Source organism: Streptomyces sp. NPDC008079 (assembly GCF_042957385.1).
Taxonomy (GTDB): domain Bacteria; phylum Actinomycetota; class Actinomycetes; order Streptomycetales; family Streptomycetaceae; genus Actinacidiphila.
In genome coordinates this window covers 58,888-78,555 of record NZ_JBIBIC010000001.1, presented here as the reverse complement: position 1 = coordinate 78,555, position 19,668 = coordinate 58,888, and the positions used below count along the sequence as shown (strand labels likewise).

Sequence of the window (19,668 nt, the reverse complement as noted above, 5' to 3'; positions counted from 1 at the left end):
TACGCCCAACGCGTATCGCCGGGGGTTGCCACCGCCCGGCGGGAATGGGGGAGGATGGAGGAGAAACGTCTCGAAGGGAACCTTCACCGTGAGCATCGACCCGTCCTCGATCCCCAATTTCGGGGGCCAGGACCCCGAGCCGAACGGACCCGCCGGCAGCGTGGTCATCCCTGACCAGGAACTGGTCAAGCAGTTGCTCGAACAGATGGAGCTGAAGTACCTCGTCGACGAGGAGGGCGACCTCGCCGCGCCGTGGGAGGAATTCCGCACGTACTTCATGTTCCGCGGCGAGGGTGAGCAGGCGGTCTTCGCCGTCCGGACCTTCTACGACCACGCGTACTCGGTCGACGACAAGCCTCAGCTCCACGAGGTCATCGACGACTGGAACCGCCGCACCCTGTGGCCCAAGGTCTACACGCACACGCACGACGACGGCTCCGTCCGTCTGATCGGCGAGGCCCAGCTCCTGATCGGCCTCGGCGTCGGCCTCGAGCACTTCGTGTCCAGCACGGTGAGCTGGGTGCGCGCGTCCATCGAATTCGACAAGTGGGTCGGCGAGACGCTCGGCCTGGAGAAGGACGTCGAGGGCGGTACGGACGGCGGCGCCGAGGGCGACGGCGGCAGCGACGACTGACGCGGTCCCCTCGCCTCGGAGGGGCACGGGTCCGTCAGAGGGGCACGGGGACGACCGTCAGCAGGTACGTCCCGTAGCCGAGTGAGATCCCGGCCAGCGCCGCCACCGTCACGGCGGCGGTGCGCGGCCGGGCTTTCGCGAGCGCCGCCGCGCACGGCACCAGCAGCGGGAAGGCGGGCAGCAGGAAGCGCGGCTTGCAGGAGAAGAAGCCCGCGCCGCCCAGCGCGATCACCACCAGCACCGCCGCGTACACCAGCAGTGGCAGCGGCATCCGGTCCAGCAGCGCCAGTACGAGCAGGACGGCCGCCGCCGCGCACACCGCCGTCGCCATGTAGGCGGAGAGCGTCTCGGGTTCGAGCACCATGTGCTTGACGTAGTGCAGCGCGTAGTGGCCGAAGTCGAACCGCGAGCCCCAGCGGGTCTGCACGTCGAAGTAGCCGCGGACGGCCCCGGTCCGCAGGCCCACCCACCCGAGGTAGCCGCACCAGCCGAGCGGCGCGGCGACGGCCGCGGCCCAGGCCCGCCAGTCGCGCGGGTCCCTGCGGCAGTGCGCGAGGGCCGCGATCGAGACGGCGGCGGCCACGGCGACGGCGTTCGGCCGGGTCAGCCCGGCGAGTACGGCCAGCAGCCCGGCGGTCAGCCAGCGGCGCGTGACGGCCGCGTACAGCGCCCAGGCGGCGAAGGCCGTCATCAGCGACTCGGTGTACGCCATCGACAGCACCACCGAGTGCGGCAGCAGCCCCCATACGAGGACCAGCGCGGTCGCCGTCCTGCGGCCGTAGCGGTGCTCGGTCACCGCGTAGATCCCCCACGCGGCGGCCACCGCGCCCGCCCACGCCACGAGCAGCGCGCACGCCACCGAGCCGACCGGGAGCACCGCGTCGGCGGCGCGCACCGTCATCGGGTAGAGCGGGAAGAAGGCCAGATCGTCGTACCGCAGGCCCGGCGCCTCCCAGGCCGGGATGAAGGTGCCGTAGCCCCACTCCGCGATCCGGTGGTACCAGAGGCCGTCCCAGCTCAGACCGAGCAGATCGCGCGGGTGGCGGTGGGTGCGGTGCGCCCACAACGTCAGCACCACCAGGCCCGCCATCCGGGCCACGACGAAGCCCGCCACCGCGGGGCCGGCCCCCGTCGCCGCCCGCACGGCCAGTGCTTTCGGCGACGACGTCACCGGTTCGACGACGACCAATGGACCCGGCTCCTCGGGGGGCTCGCGAACTTCTCTTAGTCGGACAAACCGACTATCGCGCTCCGCGCCCCGTGGTCCGGGTCTGACACGCCCGAGGAGGACGCACGTTCACCCACGGTCGGGGGTGCCGGGGGGTCGCTTTTGCGGTCACCGGGTGGTGGCGGGGTGACCGGTGTGGGCGGTTGCCGGGTGATGGCGGGTGACCGGCGTGACGGTCGCTGGGTGGTGGCGGGTGACCGGCGTGGGCGGTTGCCGGGCGCCGGTGGGTGCCGACCTGACCGTCGCCGAGCGGTCCCGGGGCGACCGCCTCGGGCCGTCGCCGGGTGATCGTCGGGCCGCCCCGGCACCCGGCTTAGGGTGCGGACATGACTTCCGCATTCGCCCGCAGCCTCACCCCGCACGAGCTCACCGCAGGTGACCTGCGTCTGCGCCCCTTCGCCGAGTCCGACGAGCCCGCCGTCGCCCGCGCCATGCAGGACCCGGAGATCCTGCGCTGGGCCGGTGGCCTGGCCGTCAACGCCGCGCCGGTCGCGGACCGCGCCGCCATATGGCTGGCGCCGCGGCTGGTCTCCTGGCAGAACGGTTCGGCCGCGCTCGCCGTCACCGACGCCGCCTCGGACGACCTGCTCGGCTACGTCACCATCCGCGACGTCCACCGCGTCCCCGGGCAGGCCGAGGCCGCGTACTGGGTCACCCCGGCCGCCCGTGGCCGCGCCGTCGCCGCCCGCGCCCTGCACGCCGCCGCCGGCTGGGCCTTCGCCGTCCCCGCCGCGGGCGGCCTCGGCGTGTACCGCATCAGCCTCGACCACTCGCTGGCCAACCCCGGCTCCTGCCGGGTCGCGGCCCGCGCGGGCTTCCGTGAGGAGGGCCTGATGCGGGCCTTCTTCCTCGACCCGGCAGGCGCGCGCCACGACTCCCATCTGCACGCGCGCCTCGCGACGGACGCGGTCGTGCCGCCCGCGTGAGGCCGTCGTGCCGCCCGCGTGACGCGGTCGTGCCGCCCGCGTGAGGCCGTCGGGCCCTACGCGTCCTGCTCCAGCACGGACAGCACATTCCCGGCCGGGTCGGTGAACCACGCGATCAGCGGGCCGCCGCCGCGGAAGATCCCCTTCTCGTCCGTCGGCATCCCCTCGTACCGCTCGAACCGCACGCCCCGGCGGCCCAGCTCGTCCACGGCCGCGTCGATGTCCGGCACGGGGAAGTTGAGAATCGTGAACGTGGCGGGCCGGTGGTCCGCCCCCTTCGGGTACACCAGCACGTTGCGGTCCCCGGCGAGGTGCAGCGTCAGCAGCCCGTTCGCCTCGGACACCCGGATTCCGAGCGTCTCCCCGTAGAACTTCCTCGCCGCTTCCACGTCGTCCACCGAGAATCCGCTGAACGCCTGCGTCTGTCCGAACATGACCGCTCCCTGTTCCTCGTAGGTACACCTCCCCCTACGACCGCCGGGGCACGGAAAACTCATCGCTCCCGGGAATCGGTCCGTCCTGTCGGTCCTCGAGGTCAGCTCTCGTAGTGGTACCGGCACTGTGCGATCAGGACGCTGTCCTCGGTGACGCGGTAGATCAGGCGGTGCTCGTCATTGACGCGGCGTGACCAGTAGCCCTGGAATCCGTGCTTGAGGGGTTCCGGTTTGCCGATCCCCTCGTTCCCGTTCCGGGCGATATCCGCGATGAGGGTGTTGATGCGCTTGAGGATCTTCCGGTCCTGAAGCTGCCACCACAGGTAGTCCTCCCAGGCGCGGGAGGAGAAGGTGATCTTCACGTGCGGCCCTTATTCGTCCGTCGTGTCCGTCACGAGTTCGCGTACCGTGCCGCCGCCGTTCTCCAACTCGTCGATGGACGCGAGGAGGCGCCGGGCATTCGCCGGGCTGCGCAGCAGGTAGGCCGTCTCCTTCAGGGACTCGTAGTCCTCGAGGGAGACGATGACGACCGGGTCGTGTCCGGCCCGGGTGATGACGACCTCTTCGCGGTCGTCGTTGACGGAGTTGAGCACTTCGGCGTACCGCGCGCGCGACTCCGAGTACGTCATGGTCTTCATAGTCGGCCTCCTTTACGTACAGGAAATTGTACGTCGATCTCCTGGGGTGTGACAAGCGCCGGAGCGCCCGGCGCGACTGTCACCGTCGTGACCGTGTCACCGCCGCGTCCTGACCAGCAGATACACGAAGTACGGCGCCCCGATGACCGCTGTCATCAGGCCCGCGCCGAGCTGGGCGGGGGCGATGACCGTGCGGCCGAGGAGGTCGGCGACGGAGACGAGGGTGGCGCCGAGGAGGACGGCGACGGGGATGACACGGATGTGGCGGCGGCCGACGAGGGCGCGGGCGGCGTGCGGGGCGACGAGGCCGACGAAGCCGATCGTGCCCGCGGCGGCGACCGCGGTGGCGCTGAGCAGGACGCTGACGGCGAGCAGGCCGAGGCGGGTCGGCCCGAGGGCGAGGCCGAGCAGGCGCGGGGTGTCGTCGTCGAGCGAGACGAGGTCGAGTTCGGCGCGGCGGGAGAAGGCCACGGCGGCGCCGACGACGAGGACGGCCGCGACCGGCAGCACATCGGGCATGGTCCTGCCGTACGTCGAACCGGACAGCCAGATCAGCGCCTTCGTCGCGTTGAACGGGTCGGTGAGGACGATGAGCAGGCTGATCAGGGCCGAGGTCCCGGCGGCGGCGCCGACACCGACCAGGACGAGCCGGTTCTGCTGGAAGCCGCCCCGGGCACAGAGCCCGAAGACGACCGCGGCGGTGGCCGCCGCGCCCGCGAAGGCCGCGCCCGCCACGCTCCACGACCCGGCGGTCGGCACGGTGGTGACCAGCAGCACGGCGCCGAGACCGGCGCCGCCCGAGACGCCGAGGATGCCGGGCTCGGCGAGCGGATTGCGGGTGACGGCCTGGACGAGCGTCCCGGACAGGGCGAGCGCGGCGCCCGCCAGGAGCGCGGCCAGCACGCGGGGCACGCGGGTGTCGAGGACGAAGGTGACGACGTGGTCGGCCCTGCCCTGCGCCCAGTTCACGACGTCGCCGAGCAGCAGCTTGGTGTCGCCGAGAAGCACCGCCGCGACGGCCGCGGCGACGAACACGGCCACGAGTACGGCCAGGACGGCGACGAACGCCGCCCGGCTGGGGATACGCAGCCGGTCCGGCGCGGCGGACGCGCCGGAGCCGCGGGTGCGCAGCGCGATCACGACGAGGAACACGGAGCCCGCGACGCTCGTGATGACCCCGGTGGGCACGGCGACCGCCGACTCGGCGCCGACCGTGGCCCGCAGCAGCACGTCGGAGCCGAGGACCAGCGCCGCGCCGGCGAGCCCGGCGACCGGAACGGCCGCCCGCGCCCTGACCAGACCGCGGAACCGCCGGGCCAGCGGGCGGACGAGCGCGGGCGCGCACAGGCCGACGAAGCCGATCGGCCCGGCCAGCGTCACCGCCGCCGCGGACAGCAGCGTCGTGAGCAGGACGACCGTGACGCGGGTGCCCAGGACCGGCACGCCGAGCCCGCGGGCCGCGTCGTCGCCGAGCGCGAGCGCGTCGATGCGGCGGCCGGCCAGCAGCAGCCCGAGCAGGGCGAGCAGGGCGATCGGCGCCATCTGGTTCACGCCGTCGAAGCCGTTCTGGCTGATGCTGCCCTGGCTCCACTGGTAGAGGCCGTTGGTCTGCTCGGGGAAGAGCAGGAGCAGCGCGTCGGTGACCGAGCCGAGGCCGAGCGCGAGGGCGCTGCCCGCCAGCACCAGCCGTACGGTCCCGGCCCCGAGCCCGGACAGCGCGAGCACCAGCGCCGCCGCCGCGAGACCGCCGACGAACGCGACGCCCGAGGAGGCGAGCAGCGGCAGCGAGGCGCCGGTGACGGTGAGGATGCCGAGCGCCAGGTACGAGCCCGCGTTGACCGCGAGCGTGTCGGGCGCGGCGAGTACGTTCCGGCTGACCGCCTGGAGCGCGGCGCCGGCCGCGCCGAGCGCGACGCCGACGACGAGGCCCGCGACCATGCGCGGCAGCCGCGAGGCGATGACCACGGAGGCGTCGCCGTGCTCCGCGCGTCCGGTCAGCGCCTTCCACACCTCGCCCGCGCCGACGTCGGCGGTGCCCTGCGTGATGTCGACGACGGCGAGGACGGCGACCGCGAGGACGAGGACGAGGACCAGTCCGGCCGTCACCGCGGCCGCGCCCTGGGCGGGCGCGGGCGTCCGTGCGTCGGCCGCGGGCTCGGTGGTGCGCGGGGGAGTCGTGACGCTCACGGCGCTGCTTCGCCCTTTCGCTACTTCGTGAGGGCGGCGACGACGGCGTCCACGTACGCCTCCATCGACGCGGGACCGCCGAACATCCAGACGCCGTCGGGCAGTCGGCTCACGTGGCCCGCCTTGACGAAGGGCAGCGACTTCCACACGGCGTTCTTGGCGAGGGTGTCGGCGAAGGGGTCGCCGTCGGAGGCGTTCGCGATGTAGGTGAAGCGGATGTCGCCGAGCCCGGTGAGGCCCTCGACGTCGGTGGTGGCCAGGCCGTAGTCCTTGTCGCCCTTGACCTTCCAGGCGTTCGTGAGGCCGATCCGCTCGTTGACGTTCCCGATCAGGGAGCCGCTGGTGAACGGGCGTATCGAGACCTGGTTGGCCTGCACGTACCCGTCCCCGAAGGCGTACGGGGTCCCGGCGAGACCGGCGTCCGCGAGGGCCTTCTTGCCCTCCGCGAGCTTCGCGTCGAACGCCTGCTTGACCTCGGTCGCCTTCTGCGTGGTGCCGGTCGCCTGCGCGATGAGGTCGAGGGACTTCGTCATCAGGCCGATCTGGTCGGTGGAGTCGGCGGACCTGATCTGGAGGACGGGGGCGATCTTCCGCAGTTGGGTCACGGCGGACGAGGTGAGGTCGGTGGTCGCGACGATGAGGTCGGGCGACAGGGCCGCGATCGTGTCCATGCTCGGCTCGCCGCGGGTGCCGATGTCCTTGGGGGAGTTCTTCAGCGGGGCGGCCTTGTCCCAGTCCGTGTACCCCTTCACATCGGCGACGCCGACCGGGTCGACGCCGAGCGCGACCAGGTCCTCGACGACGTTCCACTCGGTGCCGATGACCTTGGTGGCGGGCGCGTCGAGGCGTACCTCCGTACCGCTGGCGTCGGTGAGGGTGATCGGCCCCGAGGCCGAAGCGGAGACGGAGTCCGTGGTCTTGACCGACTCGTCGGCGGCGGAGTGCGTCGTTCCGCATCCGGTCAGGGCGAGGGCCGCGACGGCGGCGACGGTGGCTGCGGCGGCGGGTACGGGGAGGCGTCTCATGAGGTGGGGTGGAGCCTTTCGCTTCTGGTCCGGTCGCTTGTGGTCCGGTCGTTTGTGGTCCGGTCGTTTGTGGTCGGGTCGTTTGTGGTCGGGTCGTTTGTGGTCCGGTCCTCGGTCTGGCTTCTGCTGTGGTGGCGGCCGACGGCACGGGTCCGCAGCCGGCCGGTCGAGGGGTCGGTGTCGACGTCGACCCGGATGCCGTAGACCTCGGTGAGGCGTTCGGGGGTCAGGACGTCCTCGGGGAGGCCGTCGGCGACGATCCGGCCGTCGTGGAGCAGCGCGACGCGGTCGGCGACGGCCGCGGCCTGGTCGAGGTCGTGCAGGACGACGCCGACCGCGATCCCGTGGTCGTCGGCGAGGTCGCGGATCAGGTCGAGCAGTTCGATCTGGTACCGCAGGTCGAGATACGTCGTCGGCTCGTCGAGCAGCAGCACGCCGGTCTCCTGCGCGAGGCAGCTCGCGAGCCAGACCCGCTGGAGCTGTCCCCCCGACAGGTGCTCGACGCCCCGCGCGGCCAGGTGCTCGACCCCGGTCAGCGTCAGCGCCCGCTCCACCGCGCCGGTCCCGCCGGGGTCCGGCCGCCCCCAGCGCCCCCGGTGCGGATACCGGCCGAACTCCACGACGTCCCGCACGCTCAGCCCGCTCGGCGTCGGCCGCCCCTGGGTCAGCAGCGCCACCTGCCGCGCGAACTCCCGTGACGTGAGCTGGAATCCGTCCGTCCCCGCGTCCAGCGTCAACGCGCCCTCCCGGGCCCGCTGCAACCGCGCCAGCGTCCGCAGCAGCGTCGACTTCCCACTGCCGTTCGGCCCCACCAGCGCCGTCACCTCGCCCGGCCGCAGCGACACGGCGGCGTCATGCACGACATCCACCCGGTCGTACGCGACCGTCATCCCTGTGGCCGCCAACTCATGCCCCCGCGAGGGCATCCCGCCGCCAGCACTCTCCCCAGCTCTCACACCGCTTAGGTTAGCCTAACCTAATCCCCCCTCGCCGTCGGGGTCACCTTTGCCTCTCCGGGACCCTCAGCCGTTGAACGCCATGCGAAGGCGGTCGGCGGCGTCGCGCAGGCCCGCCGCCAGCAGGTCGCGCTTGGCGCGGAGGTCGGCGGCGAAGTCGGCGTAGTAGGCGTCGGGCAGGGCGAGGGCCTCGGCGACGGCGTACTGGAAGGGCCCGGAGGCGACGTAGGTGAGGAACTGCTTCGTCGTGCGGACGGCGGCCACCAGCTCCCGCGACCCCGTCACCCAGGCCACGCCGTTTTCACGCACTCATTACAGCGGTAGGTCGTCGGGCAGGACGCGGAAGGATTTGTGCCGGCTCAATGGGCGGACGGCACGGAAGTCCCGACGGTCGAGCGTGAGAACGGCGTCAGTGTCGTACTCGGCAGCGAGTGCGACGTTCACGGCGTCGGCGAGATCGAGGCTGAGCGCGGCATACCGGGCGCGCAGCGTTTGTGCGGCTGAGAGGTGAGCCTCGGTGATTTCCGGCACGACGATCCGGCTTGTCCGCATCCACCGCCGGATGTCGTCGATCGCGCTGACAGCCGCTTCCCGTCCCAGCTCGCGGGTCGCGACATGATCGATCTCGGCGAGCAGCAGTGGGGACATCACGAGGAGTCCGGCAGCCATGATCGCCTCGTTGGCCCCCTGGTGTTCCGGGTGCGTGGAGTCGAGCGCGGCCAGCAGGCCCGATGTGTCGGCGATGACGATGATCACGCCGTGACCTCGGAATCGCCCTCGCGCAGGACGCCGTCGGCGACCGCGTTGCGGACGTCGTCCTTGGAAGGAGTACGCCCCGAACCTTCAAAGGTGCGGGAGAAAAGCGGTTCGTCCCAGACGCGGTTCGCCATGGCTGCGAGATGGATGCCCTGCCGGATGATCTCGGCTTCACTGACCCCGCGCCGGGCGGCGGCTTCCTTGATGATCGCCAGATCTTCCGGGTCGGCGTAGACGTTGGTGCGCTTCATAGGCATGTACCAAGATTAGTCCATGTACCACGAATGGTGCATGTCGGTTGGCGGCATAGTTAAGCAGCGCCTGGCTGCGAAACGCGTCCCCTGGCCTCCGGGCCATGGATGACTGGGGGCCGGGGTGCTCTGGCACGTGCTGGAGGAGGTTCCACCCGGGCGGGAACACATACCCGGGCTGCGGGACGGGCCGCTGGTGGCCGCGGAGCGGCGGACCTCGTGGGCACGCCGCCCGGGAACGGGTCAGTCACATGGCACTGCACGGCGCAATCACGTGCCTGTTCTTCGATGGGCTGCGGCTCCTGGCAGGCACGGCCAATGGGGCGGCTCTCAGCCGTTGAATGCCTTGCGGAGGCGGTCGGCGGCGTCGCGGAGGACTTCGGGGCGTTTGCAGAAGGCGAAGCGGACGTGGGTGCGGCCGGCGGTGGGGTGGTCGTAGAAGACGGAGTTGGGGACGGCGACGACGCCGCAGCGTTCGGGGAGGGCGCGGCAGAAGGTCAGGGCGTCGGTGCCGGGGGCGAGTTCGGTGATGTCGGTGGTGATGAAGTACGTGCCCTGGGGCTCGTAGGTCCGGAAGCCGGCGTCGCGCAGGCCCGCCGCCAGCAGGTCGCGCTTGGCGCGGAGGTCGGCGGCGAAGTCGGCGTAGTAGGCGTCGGGCAGGGCGAGGGCCTCGGCGACGGCGTACTGGAAGGGCCCGGAGGCGACGTAGGTGAGGAACTGCTTGGTGGTGCGGACGGCGGCCACCAGCTCCCGCGACCCCGTCACCCAGCCGACCTTCCAGCCGGTGAAGGAGAAGGTCTTGCCCGCTGAGGAGATGGAGACCGTGCGGTCGCGCATGCCGGGGAGCGAGATCAGCGGGATGTGTTCGCCGCCGTCGAAGACCAGGTGTTCGTAGACCTCGTCGGTGACCACGAGGAGGTCGTGGTCGACGGCGATGGCGGCGATCTCGGTGAGTTCGGCGGGGGTGAGGACCATGCCCGTCGGGTTGTGGGGGGAGTTGAGGAGCAGCAGCCGCGTACGAGGCGTGACGGCGGCGCGCAGGGCGGCGAGGTCGGGGCGGAAGTCGGGGGCGCGCAGGGTCAGGGGGACGCGGACGGCGCCCGCCATGGCGATGCAGGCGGCGTAGGAGTCGTAGAACGGCTCGAACGCGATGACCTCGTCGCCCGGTTCGAGCAGGGCGAGCATCGCGGCGGCGATGGCCTCGGTGGCGCCCGCGGTGACCAGGACCTCGGTGTCGGGGTCGAAGTCGAGCCCGTAGAAACGGCGTTGGTGGTCGGCGACGGCGCGCCGCAGCTCGGGGACGCCGGGGCCCGGCGGGTACTGGTTGCCGCGGCCGTCGCGCAGGGCGCGGACGGCCGCCTCCCGTACGGACTCGGGACCGTCGGTGTCGGGGAAGCCCTGGCCGAGGTTGATCGCGCCGGTCGAGAGGGCCAGTGCCGACATCTCGGCGAAGATCGTCGTACCGAGGCCGTCGAGGCGGCGGTTCAGCAGCGGCCTGTCCCGCATGCGCCCACCTGCTTCCAGCCCGCCCGCTTCCCGCCCGCCCGCTTCCAGCCCGGCCATTTCCAGCCCGTCCGCTCCCCGCCCGCCCGTTTCCCGCCCGCCCATTTCCCGCACCCACTCTCCGTCGGAACCGTACGGGGACCGTACCGGGACGCGTCCCGGGTTCCGTACCGTACGGCGTCCGCCGCCGGGGGTGTGCGCCGGGCGCGCCCGGAAGCGGTGTGGGAACGACGTAGTGAACACGTGAGCCCTTAAGCGCTCCAAGGGATGGAAAGTACGCACAGATGGGTAAAAACGCTGAGGACGGCGCGAGTTTCATGATTCCGTAGCTCTCGGATCTACCGGACCCCACGTGGGCACCGAGCCGCCGCGTCTCTCCGTCAGACGCGGGTCGGCCCATCATCCACTGCGTGCTTGCGGAGCCGACCCATGCTCACCACCCTCCAGACCGCCTACACCGACACCCGTGCCGGAGACCTCGCGTGGTGTCTCGGGAAGGACCCGCTGCCCGCGCTCGCCGTGCTCGACCTCGAAGTCGGCGACACGCGCGGGCTGCGGGCCAAGGTCCAGATGCGGCTGCTCGGCGCGTCCCACCAGGTACTGGTCGACACCGGTCGTGACGGCGGGTGTTCGGAGACCGTCGCGTGCATGCCGGGCAGCCAGGCGCCGCTGCCGTTCGGCGTGGCACGCAGGGTCGGCGGCTGGGACTACGAGTTCGCGGCCCGGATCGAGACGCTGTCGCAGGGCTCCTTCGCGGGCCGCGCCCAGGAGTTGCTCGCGCTGGTCGCCGACCACCCCAATGGTCTCGCGGGCACCTTCCCCGGCGACCCGCACGCCTTCACCGCGATGCTCGTGCAGTGCGCGGAGGGCAGTGTGCGGTGGCGCACCTGGCACGCGTACCCGCAGGAGGGACGGCTGGTGACCACCAGGACCCGGGTGAACGCCCTTCCTTGAAGGGGTGTTGGGGCGTACGGCGCCGGTCCGCGCGGAGCCGCGCCTTCCGACCCGTGCGGTACGGACGTACGTCGGCGGCACCCGCGCGCGGGCGGTCCGGCGCGCGAACCGTACCTCCGTACGCACCGACGGACGAACGCCCGTACGGCCGACGGTACATACGTCCACACCGTGCGCCGCACCCGTACCCCCGTGCGCCGGTGCGGTCCGCGAAAGCGCCGTCAACCGCCCCTGATTACACCCCTGTGGGTGACTTGTGCCGCCACCGGACTGACATAGCGTGCACTCATGATCGACCAGCCAGGCCGCACCGCGGCACCACTCGACCTGCGGCTTCCCGTGGCCGCGGGCGCCGCACGCGCGCTGGTCCTGGCCGCCGTCTTCGTCTGCGCCGCCTGCGGCCTGGTCTACGAGCTCGAACTCGTCGCGCTCGCCTCCTACTTGGTCGGCGACTCCGTCACCCAGGCGTCGGTCATCCTCTCCGTGATGGTCTTCGCGATGGGCTGCGGCTCGCTGCTCGCCAAGCGGCTGCGGATACGGGCCGCGGCCGGTTTCGCCGCCGTCGAGACGGCGCTCGCGCTGGTCGGCGGGCTGTCGGTGATGGCGCTCTACGCCTGCTTCGCGTGGGCGGGACAGGCCCGACTGGCCATGATCGGCTGCGCGTTCGCGATCGGCGTGCTGATCGGCGCCGAGGTGCCGCTGCTGATGACGCTCGTCCAGCGGATCCGGCGGCAGGACGCGGGCGGCGCCGTCGCCGACCTCTTCGCCGCGGACTACGTGGGCGCGCTCGTCGGCGGCCTCGCCTTCCCCTTCCTTCTCCTGCCGCACTTCGGGCAGTTGACCGGCGCGCTGGCCACCGGCGTGGTCAACGCGGTGGCGGGCGGCGCGACCGTGCTGTGGCTCTTCCGCGGCGACCTGTCCGCCCGCACCCGCTGGTGGCTGCTGGCCGCGAACGTCTCCGTGCTCGCGGTGCTCGGCGCCGCCGCCGCTGCCGCCGGGCCCTTCGAAGCGGCGGCGCGGCACGCGGTGTACGGGGGACAGGTGCGCGTCGCGGAACAGACCGCCGTGCAGGAGATCGTCCTCACCGGCGGCGGCAGGACCGGAGCCCCGCTCCAACTCTTCCTGGACGGACGGCTACGGGTCTGCGGCACGGACGAATTCCGTTACCACCAGGCCCTGGTGCACCCCGCGATGAACGGCCCGCACGGCCGCGTCCTCATCCTCGGCGGCGGCGACGGCCTCGCCCTGCGCGAGACGCTGCGCTACAGCGGGGTCCGCGCCGTCACCGTCGTGGACCTCGACGACGAACTCGTCCGCCTCGCCCGTACCGACCCCGGCCTGTCCGCGCTCAACCGGCACGCGTACGACGACCCGCGCGTCACCGCCGTCACGGCCGACGCCTTCGACTGGCTGCGCGAGGAGCGGCGCGGACCGTTCGACGTGATCATCGCCGACCTGCCGGACCCGGGGATCTCGCGCAGCGCGAAGCTGTACTCGGAGGAGTTCTACGGGCTCGCCGCGCGCACGCTGGCCCCCGGCGGGCGGCTCGCCGTCCACGCGGGCACGCCCAGCGCCTCCACGCACACCTTCTGGACCATCGAGGCCACCTTGCGGGCGGTGGGGCTGCGGACGGCGCCGTACTGGATCACCGGCCGCACGTGCGGGGCGCAGGCGGGGCCCGACCGCTGGTCGGGCTCGGTGCCGCCGTCCGCCACGAACTGGGGCTTCGTGCTGTCCGGCCTCACCACCCCCGCCATCGCCCTCCCGCCCCGCCACCCCCCTGACCTCTGGCTGACCCCCGCGCTGCTGCGCAAGGCCGCCGCCGCCCCGCTGGCCGGCCGCCCCACCGAGTCCCTCCCGGCCTCGACGTTGCTGCGCCCGAGGGTGCGGTGAGACGGCCGGCCGGCGGGGACGCCGGGTGGCGTAAGGGGACGGGACGCCCGCGTACGGGTGCGGGGGCGGATGTACGGCGCCGGGCGCGTCGACAGGGGGACGGGCGTACGGCGCCGGGCGTGTGCACAAGGGGGAGTGTGTACGGCGGCGGCGTACGGCGGCGGGCGCGTCCGTACGGGCCCGGGCCCGCGGGTGTACGGCGGTGGCGTACGGCGGCGGGCGCGTCCGTACGGGCCCGGGCCGCGTGCCACGTATGCCCGTAAAAAGTTCCGCCCGCGAAGCCGCGTGGCACCGTCCCGGTGGGTAGGCTCCGCCGCATGGAGCACGAGGTCTTCGTCCCGGTCAGCCCCACCCGCATCGGCCACGCCCTGCGCAGCCCCGCGCGCGTGACCGCGAGCCTGCCCGGCTGGCAGCCGGACGCGTCCGGCGCCGCGGACGGCGCCGACGGGGCTGACGGGTCCGCGCCGGAAGGCGGCGCCGCGGGCCGCCTCCGCCTGCGCGTGGGCGGCTCCACGATCACCTACCGCGGCACGGTCCGCGTCACCGGCACCTCGTCGCCCTTCGCGGTGGAGGCGAGCGGTACGGAGGTGCGCGGTACGGGCACGGTCAAGGCCACGCTGGAGATCGTCGTGGCCGAGGCCACGCACCCGGAGCCGGGCGCTCTGCTGATCTTCCGCGGCGCGGCCCAGGCCGAGGGCCGCCTGGCGTCGTACGAGCCGGACGTCGTGGAAGCGGCGGTACGGCGGCTGCTGGACCGTTTCTCCGCGGACCTGGCGGCGCACGCGCCGGAGGAGGAGACGGCCCCGGACCCGGCGCCCTCGGACGTGACCGTCGAAGAAACGATCGTGCCGGTCGTGGAGGCAGGGGCGGCCTCGGAGCGGCCGGAATCCTCGGAGCGGGCGGAATCGCTGAAGCAGGCGGAATCGTTGGAGCGGCCGGAATCCTCGGAGCGGCCGGACGAGCCGGGCGCCGAGGCGGGAGCGGCGGACGCCGTGGCCGAGGAAGCCGCCGACACCGCTGGCGATACGGCTGACACCGCTGATGACACCGCGGAGGACGCCGCCGACACGCCCGCCGGGGACCCCCGGATCACCACGGAGTCCGACCCCTCCGACACCGACTCGGACGAGGCCGACTCCGCCGAGGCCGACTCCGATGAGGACGCCGAGCCCGCCGAGCCCGAGGCGGACGTCGTGGACGACCTCGGCGAGCCCGCCCCGCCGTCCGACCTGGACGACTTCGAGCTGGTCGAGGTCGAGGTGGAGGTCCCGGAGAGCGCCGCCGCCCTGGACGACCTGGTGCCGCCCGCCGAGGCCGCGCACGCCCGCCGCACGATGATCGGCCGCAGCGCCGAGGAGGTCGACCACGCGCCGCCGCGCGGACGCTACGCGCCCGTACCCGCGCCGGACGCCACCTCCGCGGCGGCGACCCTGCGCTGGGCGGCCCCCGCCGCCGCGGCTCTCGTCGCGTCCGCCGTGGTCGTCGGCCGGGTGCTGCGACGCCGCAGGTAACACAGCCCGGTTACTCTCGTTCCGTGTCGAACGAGACGAAGCTGACGGCGGGCGACGCCGAACTGATCCTGCGGCCCCACGACGGCTGCCGGATCGCCTCATTGAAGGTCGGCGGGACCGAACTCCTGCGCCAGGGAGACAAATTCGGCGCCTTCCTGATGGTGCCGTGGTGCGGCCGTACGGAGAACGGGGTGTTCCGCAACGGCGGTGTCACCCATCAACTCCCCGTCGACGCGCCCCCGCACGCCATCCACGGCACCGGGCGCCACACCGCCTGGCAGGAGGCCGCGCCCGCGACCGAGACCACCGCCGCGTACTACTTCGACCTCGCCGAGCCGTGGCCGTACCCCGGACGGGTGACGCACACCGTCGAGTTGGCCCCGCACTCGGTGAAGCTGACGCTCAGCGTCGAGGCCGACGCGTCCGGCGACTCCTTCCCCGCGCAGGCGGGCTGGCACCCGTGGTGGCTGCGCAACCTCGGCCAGGGCGGCCAGGACGTCGAACTGGCCTTCACCGCCGCCTGGCAGGAGGAGCGCGGCGACAACCACCTGCCGAACGGCAACCGCGTCGACCCCAGGCCCGGCCCCTGGGACGACTGCTTCGGCATGCCCGACGGCGTGGACATCACCCTCACCTGGCCCGGCGAGATGACGGTCCGGGTGACCAGCCCCTCCGAATGGGCGGTCGTCTACACCGAGCCGACCGAGGCGGTCTGCGTCGAGCCCCAGTCCGGCCCGCCGAACGGCCTCAACACCCTGCCCCGCCTGGTCACCCCGATCGACCCGCTGGAGATCAGCACGGAGTGGACCTGGCACCGGATCGGCTGAGCCCCCGGCCTGCCGGGATACTGGTCGGCATGAGTGACCAGACGCGAGACGCGCTGCTGCGGCAGATCAAGGACAAGGCCGTGGTGCACGGCAAGGTGACCCTCTCCTCGGGGCTCGAGGCCGACTTCTACGTCGACCTGCGCCGGATCACCCTGGACGGCGAGGCCGCGCCGCTCGCCGGACAGGTGATGCTCGACCTCACCGCCGAACTGGACTTCGACGCGGTGGGCGGGCTGACGCTCGGCGCCGACCCGGTGGCCACCTCGATGCTGCACGCCGCCGCGGCGCGCGGGCAGCGGCTCGACGCGTTCGTGGTCCGCAAGGCCAACAAGGCGCACGGCTTGCAGCGCCGTATCGAGGGCGCCGAGGTCAAGGGCCGCCGCGTGCTGGTGGTCGAGGACACCTCGACCACGGGCGGTTCGCCGCTGACCGCGGTCGAGGCGGTACGGGAGGCGGGCGGCGAGGTGGTGGCCGTCGCCGTCATCGTGGACCGCGGCGCGGCCGGGGCGATCGCGGACGCGGGACTGCCGTACCTGGCCGCGTACTCGCTGGACGACCTGGGCCTCGCCTGAGTCGCGTGAGCCGCCTGAGTCGCGTGAGCCGCCTGAGCCGCGCAGCCGTGTCGCGGTCCTGAGCCGGTCCTGAGTCAATCCTGAGTCGGTCCTGAGTCGGCGCGGAGCGGGCTCCGAGCTTGCCCCGACCGGGTCCTGAGCGCTTTCGACCGGCTCTGACCTGCGTTTTTCCGGCCTCTGGAGTGTTTCACGTGAAACACTCCAGAGGCCGTCGTCCACTGGGTGTGCACGGAGGTGGTGTATCCGTTCGAGTCTGGGAAGATGGGGGCGACAAAGACGTCGCCACGCCAGTAAGGCCACAGCAGGACCACCCGCAGATCATGAGGAGCGGACACGATGCCCATCGCAACCCCCGAGGTCTACAGCGAGATGCTCGACCGGGCGAAGGCAGGCAAGTTCGCCTACCCGGCCATCAATGTCACCTCGTCGCAGACCCTGCACGCCGCGCTGCGCGGCCTCGCCGAGGCGGAGAGCGACGGCATCATCCAGATCTCCACGGGCGGCGCGGAGTTCCTGGGCGGTCAGTACAACAAGGACATGGTGACCGGCTCGGTCGCGCTCGCCGAGTTCGCGCACATCGTGGCCGAGAAGTACCCGATCACGGTCGCGCTGCACACCGACCACTGTCCCAAGGACAAGCTGGACGCGTACGTGCGTCCGCTGCTGAAGGTCTCGCAGGAGCGCGTGGCCGCGGGCCGCGACCCGCTGTTCCAGTCCCACATGTGGGACGGCTCGGCGGAGAACCTGGACGACAACCTCGCCATCGCCAAGGAACTGCTGGCCGAGGCCGTCAAGGCCAAGATCATCCTGGAGATGGAGATCACCCCGACCGGCGGTGAGGAGGACGGCGTCTCGCACGAGATCAACGACAACCTCTACACCACCGTCGACGACGCCTACCGCACCGTCGAGGCCGTCGGCCTGGGCGAGCAGGGCCGCTACCTGCTGGCCGCCTCCTTCGGCAACGTCCACGGCGTCTACAAGCCGGGCAACGTCGTCCTGCGTCCGGGCATCCTCAAGGAGCTCCAGGACGCGGTCGCCCAGAAGTACGGCAAGGCCAACGCCTTCGACTTCGTCTTCCACGGCGGCTCGGGCTCCACGCTCGAGGAGATCAACGAGGCGCTGGAGAACGGCGTCGTCAAGATGAACATCGACACCGACCTCCAGTACGCCTTCACCCGGCCCGTCGCGGACCACATGTTCCGCAACTACGACGGCGTCCTGAAGGTCGACGGCGAGGTCGGCAACAAGAAGACCTACGACCCCCGCGTCTGGGGCAAGGCCGCCGAGGCCGGCATGGCCGCCCGCGTGGTCGTCGCCGCCGAGAACCTGCGGTCGGCGGGCAACAAGCGCAAGTAGTCCTCCGGACGGTTTCCGGGACGGCGTTCCGGACGGGACCGGCTTCCGGACGGTTTCCGGGACGGCGTACTGCACAGGACCGGCTTCCGGACGGGTTCCGGGACGGACCGCATGACGTTGTCGGCCCTCGTACGGCTGCGTGTGCGGGCGGCCTCCGGGCCTCCCCGCGCGGTTTCGGGCTCGTCGCCGAAGGCCCCTGGCATCTGCCGGGGGCCTTTACGGTGGGGGCTCGGGCAGACTGGAACGCATGGCCATCAACGAGAACCTGCTCGGGGGACCCGCCCCGACCCATCTGCCCGAAGACCCGGAGCCGCGCGAACTGCTCGCCTCCGGTACCGCGCCCGCCGAGGTCGCGGCGAAATACCCGGCCTCCTCCCTGGTCTGGGCGCAGCTCGCCGACGACGCCTTCGAGGCCGGCAGCGTCGTGGAGTCGTACGCCTACGCCCGTACCGGCTACCACCGCGGCCTCGACTCGCTGCGCCGCGCCGGGTGGAAGGGCCACGGTCCCGTGCCCTTCGAGCACGAGCCGAACCGCGGCTTCCTCCGCGCCCTGCACGCGCTGGCCCGCGCCGCCCAGGCGATCGGCGAGCAGGACGAGTACGAGCGCTGCACGGTCTTCCTGCGGGACAGCTCGCCGACCGCCGCCGACACCCTGACCTGACGGCCGGCCCGCCCTTCTTTTCCTGTTTCCCCCGCGTTCCCCCTGGGTCTCACCAGGGGGAACGTGCTTTGTCGCAGTCGTGCCACAAGGGCGGACCGACGCCTCAGCCCCCGTATCCATGTGCGATTCTGATCCGGTTGTCCACACGCAGCACGGGGTGAGACCGGCCGGGGAGCCGGGGCCTCGACGACCGCTGCGCCAGCGCAGGGGGAGTCTTGGCACAGCCACGCCGTCAACCGGGCCGACGTCGGACGAGGGGCCGCGCCGCGATAGTCGGCTCCGCCCTGGCCGTGGGACTGATCATGGTGACCGCGGGCGTCGGGTACGCCACCTGGAACCACGGCAGGAACGTCGACTCCGCCGCCGCCATCGACCACGGCCTCGGCGCCACCACGGCACCGGCCCGCGACGCCAGCGGCAGTGACGGTGACACCGGGGGCGGCACTCCGCCGTCCGCGAGGGACAAGGCGGAGCCGCCGAAGGTGCCCGTCTCCGGCACCGGCCGCTTCAGCACCGCCGACGCCAGCGGCAAGGCCACGGGACACGGCACCATCCGCCGCTACAAGGTCGAGGTCGAAGGCGGTATCGACCTGTCCGCCGCCGACGCCGCCCACGAGATCGCCGCCATCCTCGCCAACCCCCGCGGCTGGACCGCCGACGGCCACGACGGCTTCCAGCTCGTCTCCTCCGGCCGCGCCGACTTCGTCGTCAAGATCGCCACCCCCGACACCGTCGACGACATCTGCGGAGCCGCCGGTCTCCTCACCCGCGGCGAGGTCAACTGCGACGTCGGCTCCACCGTCGTCGTCAACCTCAAGCGCTGGCTGCTCGGCTCCCCCGAGTTCAAGGGCCCCATCGAGGGCTACCGCGCCCTGATCATCAACCACGAGGTCGGCCACCGCATCGGCCACGGCCACGAGGGCTGCCCGGGCCCGGGAAGGCCGGCCCCGGTGATGATGCAGCAGATCAAGGGCCTGAACGGGTGCCGAGCGAACGAGTGGCCGTACGACCCGAAGGGGACGTACGTGGGAGGTCCGGGGGTGGAGTGAGGGGTGATCCCTCTGGCGCCCCCTTTTTGCCGCCCTCTCGCCTCCGGCGGCTTAAATCCGGTGTCGACGGTCGATCGTGCTCGCTCCCTCGTTCCTCGGTCGCTGTGCGCGTTCTCCCTTTCAACACCGGCGCCGCCTTTGGCTCGCTGGCTACCGGCGAACCCGCCTGCGCAGCGGTGCCGGAGGGGCGCAGCCCCTCGCGCGAGCGCACCCCGGGGGGCGCTGGCCCTTGCGCAGGGGCACCCTGGGGGGAGCCGGGCCTTGCCGGATTGGGCCGCACCGCAGATGATCTCGGCGTAGCCCG

At 72.4% G+C, this 19,668-nt stretch carries 20 protein-coding genes and 1 pseudogene; 10 read left to right on the top strand and 11 right to left on the bottom strand.

What is annotated here, in order from left to right:
* Positions 1-88: 88 nt before the first annotated feature.
* Positions 89-634 (top strand): YbjN domain-containing protein, encoded by a 546-nt coding sequence (locus ACFZAM_RS00320; protein ID WP_355346246.1) that lies wholly within the window; start codon positions 89-91, stop codon positions 632-634.
* A gap of 34 nt (positions 635-668) precedes the next feature.
* Here ACFZAM_RS00320 and ACFZAM_RS00315 read toward each other — a convergent pair whose 3' ends face one another.
* Positions 669-1,823 carry a hypothetical protein gene (locus ACFZAM_RS00315; protein WP_355346243.1) on the bottom strand — a complete coding sequence of 385 codons (1,155 nt, stop codon included), beginning with the start codon at positions 1,821-1,823 and terminating at the stop codon, positions 669-671.
* A 365-nt stretch (positions 1,824-2,188) separates the two neighbouring features.
* On the opposite strand from ACFZAM_RS00315, the gene ACFZAM_RS00310 reads away from it, so the two are divergent.
* Positions 2,189-2,788 (top strand): GNAT family N-acetyltransferase, encoded by a 600-nt coding sequence (locus ACFZAM_RS00310; RefSeq protein ID WP_391041579.1) that lies wholly within the window; start codon positions 2,189-2,191, stop codon positions 2,786-2,788.
* Between the two features lie 56 nt (positions 2,789-2,844).
* Here the strand turns inward: ACFZAM_RS00310 and ACFZAM_RS00305 are convergent, their stop codons facing one another.
* The 10 genes and pseudogenes from ACFZAM_RS00305 to ACFZAM_RS00260 all read right to left on the bottom strand — a co-directional run bounded on the left by ACFZAM_RS00305 (position 2,845) and on the right by ACFZAM_RS00260 (position 10,541).
* The gene (locus ACFZAM_RS00305) at positions 2,845-3,222 is read right to left on the bottom strand and encodes a VOC family protein (protein ID WP_355346237.1); all 378 of its coding nucleotides are present in this window, start codon (positions 3,220-3,222) and stop codon (positions 2,845-2,847) included.
* A gap of 101 nt (positions 3,223-3,323) precedes the next feature.
* Positions 3,324-3,584: a Txe/YoeB family addiction module toxin gene (locus tag ACFZAM_RS00300; protein ID WP_355346234.1), complete on the bottom strand. Its 261-nt coding sequence runs from the start codon at positions 3,582-3,584 to the stop codon at positions 3,324-3,326.
* 9 nt (positions 3,585-3,593) lie between these two features.
* The gene (locus ACFZAM_RS00295; protein WP_391041576.1) at positions 3,594-3,860 is read right to left on the bottom strand and encodes a type II toxin-antitoxin system prevent-host-death family antitoxin; all 267 of its coding nucleotides are present in this window, start codon (positions 3,858-3,860) and stop codon (positions 3,594-3,596) included.
* Between the two features lie 96 nt (positions 3,861-3,956).
* Positions 3,957-6,047 (bottom strand): Fe(3+)-hydroxamate ABC transporter permease FhuB, encoded by a 2,091-nt coding sequence (locus tag ACFZAM_RS00290; RefSeq protein ID WP_391041574.1) that lies wholly within the window; start codon positions 6,045-6,047, stop codon positions 3,957-3,959.
* Between the two features lie 20 nt (positions 6,048-6,067).
* Positions 6,068-7,072: an ABC transporter substrate-binding protein gene (locus tag ACFZAM_RS00285; protein WP_391041572.1), complete on the bottom strand. Its 1,005-nt coding sequence runs from the start codon at positions 7,070-7,072 to the stop codon at positions 6,068-6,070.
* Positions 7,069-7,998, bottom strand: coding sequence for an ATP-binding cassette domain-containing protein (locus ACFZAM_RS00280; protein WP_391043459.1), 930 nt, complete (start codon positions 7,996-7,998; stop codon positions 7,069-7,071). The genes ACFZAM_RS00285 and ACFZAM_RS00280 overlap by 4 nt, the downstream gene beginning before the upstream one ends.
* 129 nt (positions 7,999-8,127) lie before the next feature.
* Positions 8,128-8,322 (bottom strand): annotated as a pseudogene (locus ACFZAM_RS00275) (aminotransferase); the annotation flags it as partial.
* An 18-nt stretch (positions 8,323-8,340) separates the two neighbouring features.
* Complete coding sequence (locus tag ACFZAM_RS00270) at positions 8,341-8,784, bottom strand: PIN domain-containing protein (RefSeq protein WP_391041571.1); 444 nt, start codon at positions 8,782-8,784, stop codon at positions 8,341-8,343.
* Positions 8,781-9,041 carry a ribbon-helix-helix protein, CopG family gene (locus ACFZAM_RS00265; RefSeq protein ID WP_391041569.1) on the bottom strand — a complete coding sequence of 87 codons (261 nt, stop codon included), beginning with the start codon at positions 9,039-9,041 and terminating at the stop codon, positions 8,781-8,783. The genes ACFZAM_RS00270 and ACFZAM_RS00265 overlap by 4 nt, the downstream gene beginning before the upstream one ends.
* 324 nt (positions 9,042-9,365) lie before the next feature.
* A complete protein-coding gene (locus ACFZAM_RS00260; RefSeq protein ID WP_391041567.1) occupies positions 9,366-10,541 on the bottom strand; it encodes a pyridoxal phosphate-dependent aminotransferase in 1,176 nt (391 codons plus the stop codon).
* Between the two features lie 426 nt (positions 10,542-10,967).
* Here ACFZAM_RS00260 and ACFZAM_RS00255 point away from each other — a divergent pair, with 426 nt between their 5' ends.
* The 8 genes from ACFZAM_RS00255 to ACFZAM_RS00220 all read left to right on the top strand — a co-directional run bounded on the left by ACFZAM_RS00255 (position 10,968) and on the right by ACFZAM_RS00220 (position 19,364).
* Complete coding sequence (locus ACFZAM_RS00255; RefSeq protein WP_355346222.1) at positions 10,968-11,492, top strand: DUF2617 family protein; 525 nt, start codon at positions 10,968-10,970, stop codon at positions 11,490-11,492.
* Positions 11,493-11,780: 288 nt separating this feature from the next.
* On the top strand, positions 11,781-13,385 hold the full coding sequence (locus tag ACFZAM_RS00250) for a polyamine aminopropyltransferase (protein ID WP_391041565.1): 1,605 nt from the start codon (positions 11,781-11,783) through the stop codon (positions 13,383-13,385).
* 317 nt (positions 13,386-13,702) lie between these two features.
* Positions 13,703-14,896: a CoxG family protein gene (locus ACFZAM_RS00245; protein WP_391041563.1), complete on the top strand. Its 1,194-nt coding sequence runs from the start codon at positions 13,703-13,705 to the stop codon at positions 14,894-14,896.
* Positions 14,897-14,919: 23 nt separating this feature from the next.
* Complete coding sequence (locus tag ACFZAM_RS00240; protein ID WP_355346213.1) at positions 14,920-15,723, top strand: aldose 1-epimerase; 804 nt, start codon at positions 14,920-14,922, stop codon at positions 15,721-15,723.
* Positions 15,724-15,752: 29 nt separating this feature from the next.
* On the top strand, positions 15,753-16,295 hold the full coding sequence (gene pyrE, locus ACFZAM_RS00235; protein WP_391041562.1) for an orotate phosphoribosyltransferase: 543 nt from the start codon (positions 15,753-15,755) through the stop codon (positions 16,293-16,295).
* A gap of 336 nt (positions 16,296-16,631) precedes the next feature.
* On the top strand, positions 16,632-17,654 hold the full coding sequence (gene fbaA / locus ACFZAM_RS00230; protein WP_355346207.1) for a class II fructose-bisphosphate aldolase: 1,023 nt from the start codon (positions 16,632-16,634) through the stop codon (positions 17,652-17,654).
* Positions 17,655-17,901: 247 nt separating this feature from the next.
* On the top strand, positions 17,902-18,315 hold the full coding sequence (locus ACFZAM_RS00225) for a DUF3151 domain-containing protein (protein ID WP_355346204.1): 414 nt from the start codon (positions 17,902-17,904) through the stop codon (positions 18,313-18,315).
* Between the two features lie 290 nt (positions 18,316-18,605).
* The gene (locus tag ACFZAM_RS00220; protein WP_391041560.1) at positions 18,606-19,364 is read left to right on the top strand and encodes a DUF3152 domain-containing protein; all 759 of its coding nucleotides are present in this window, start codon (positions 18,606-18,608) and stop codon (positions 19,362-19,364) included.
* Positions 19,365-19,668 lie beyond the last annotated feature (304 nt).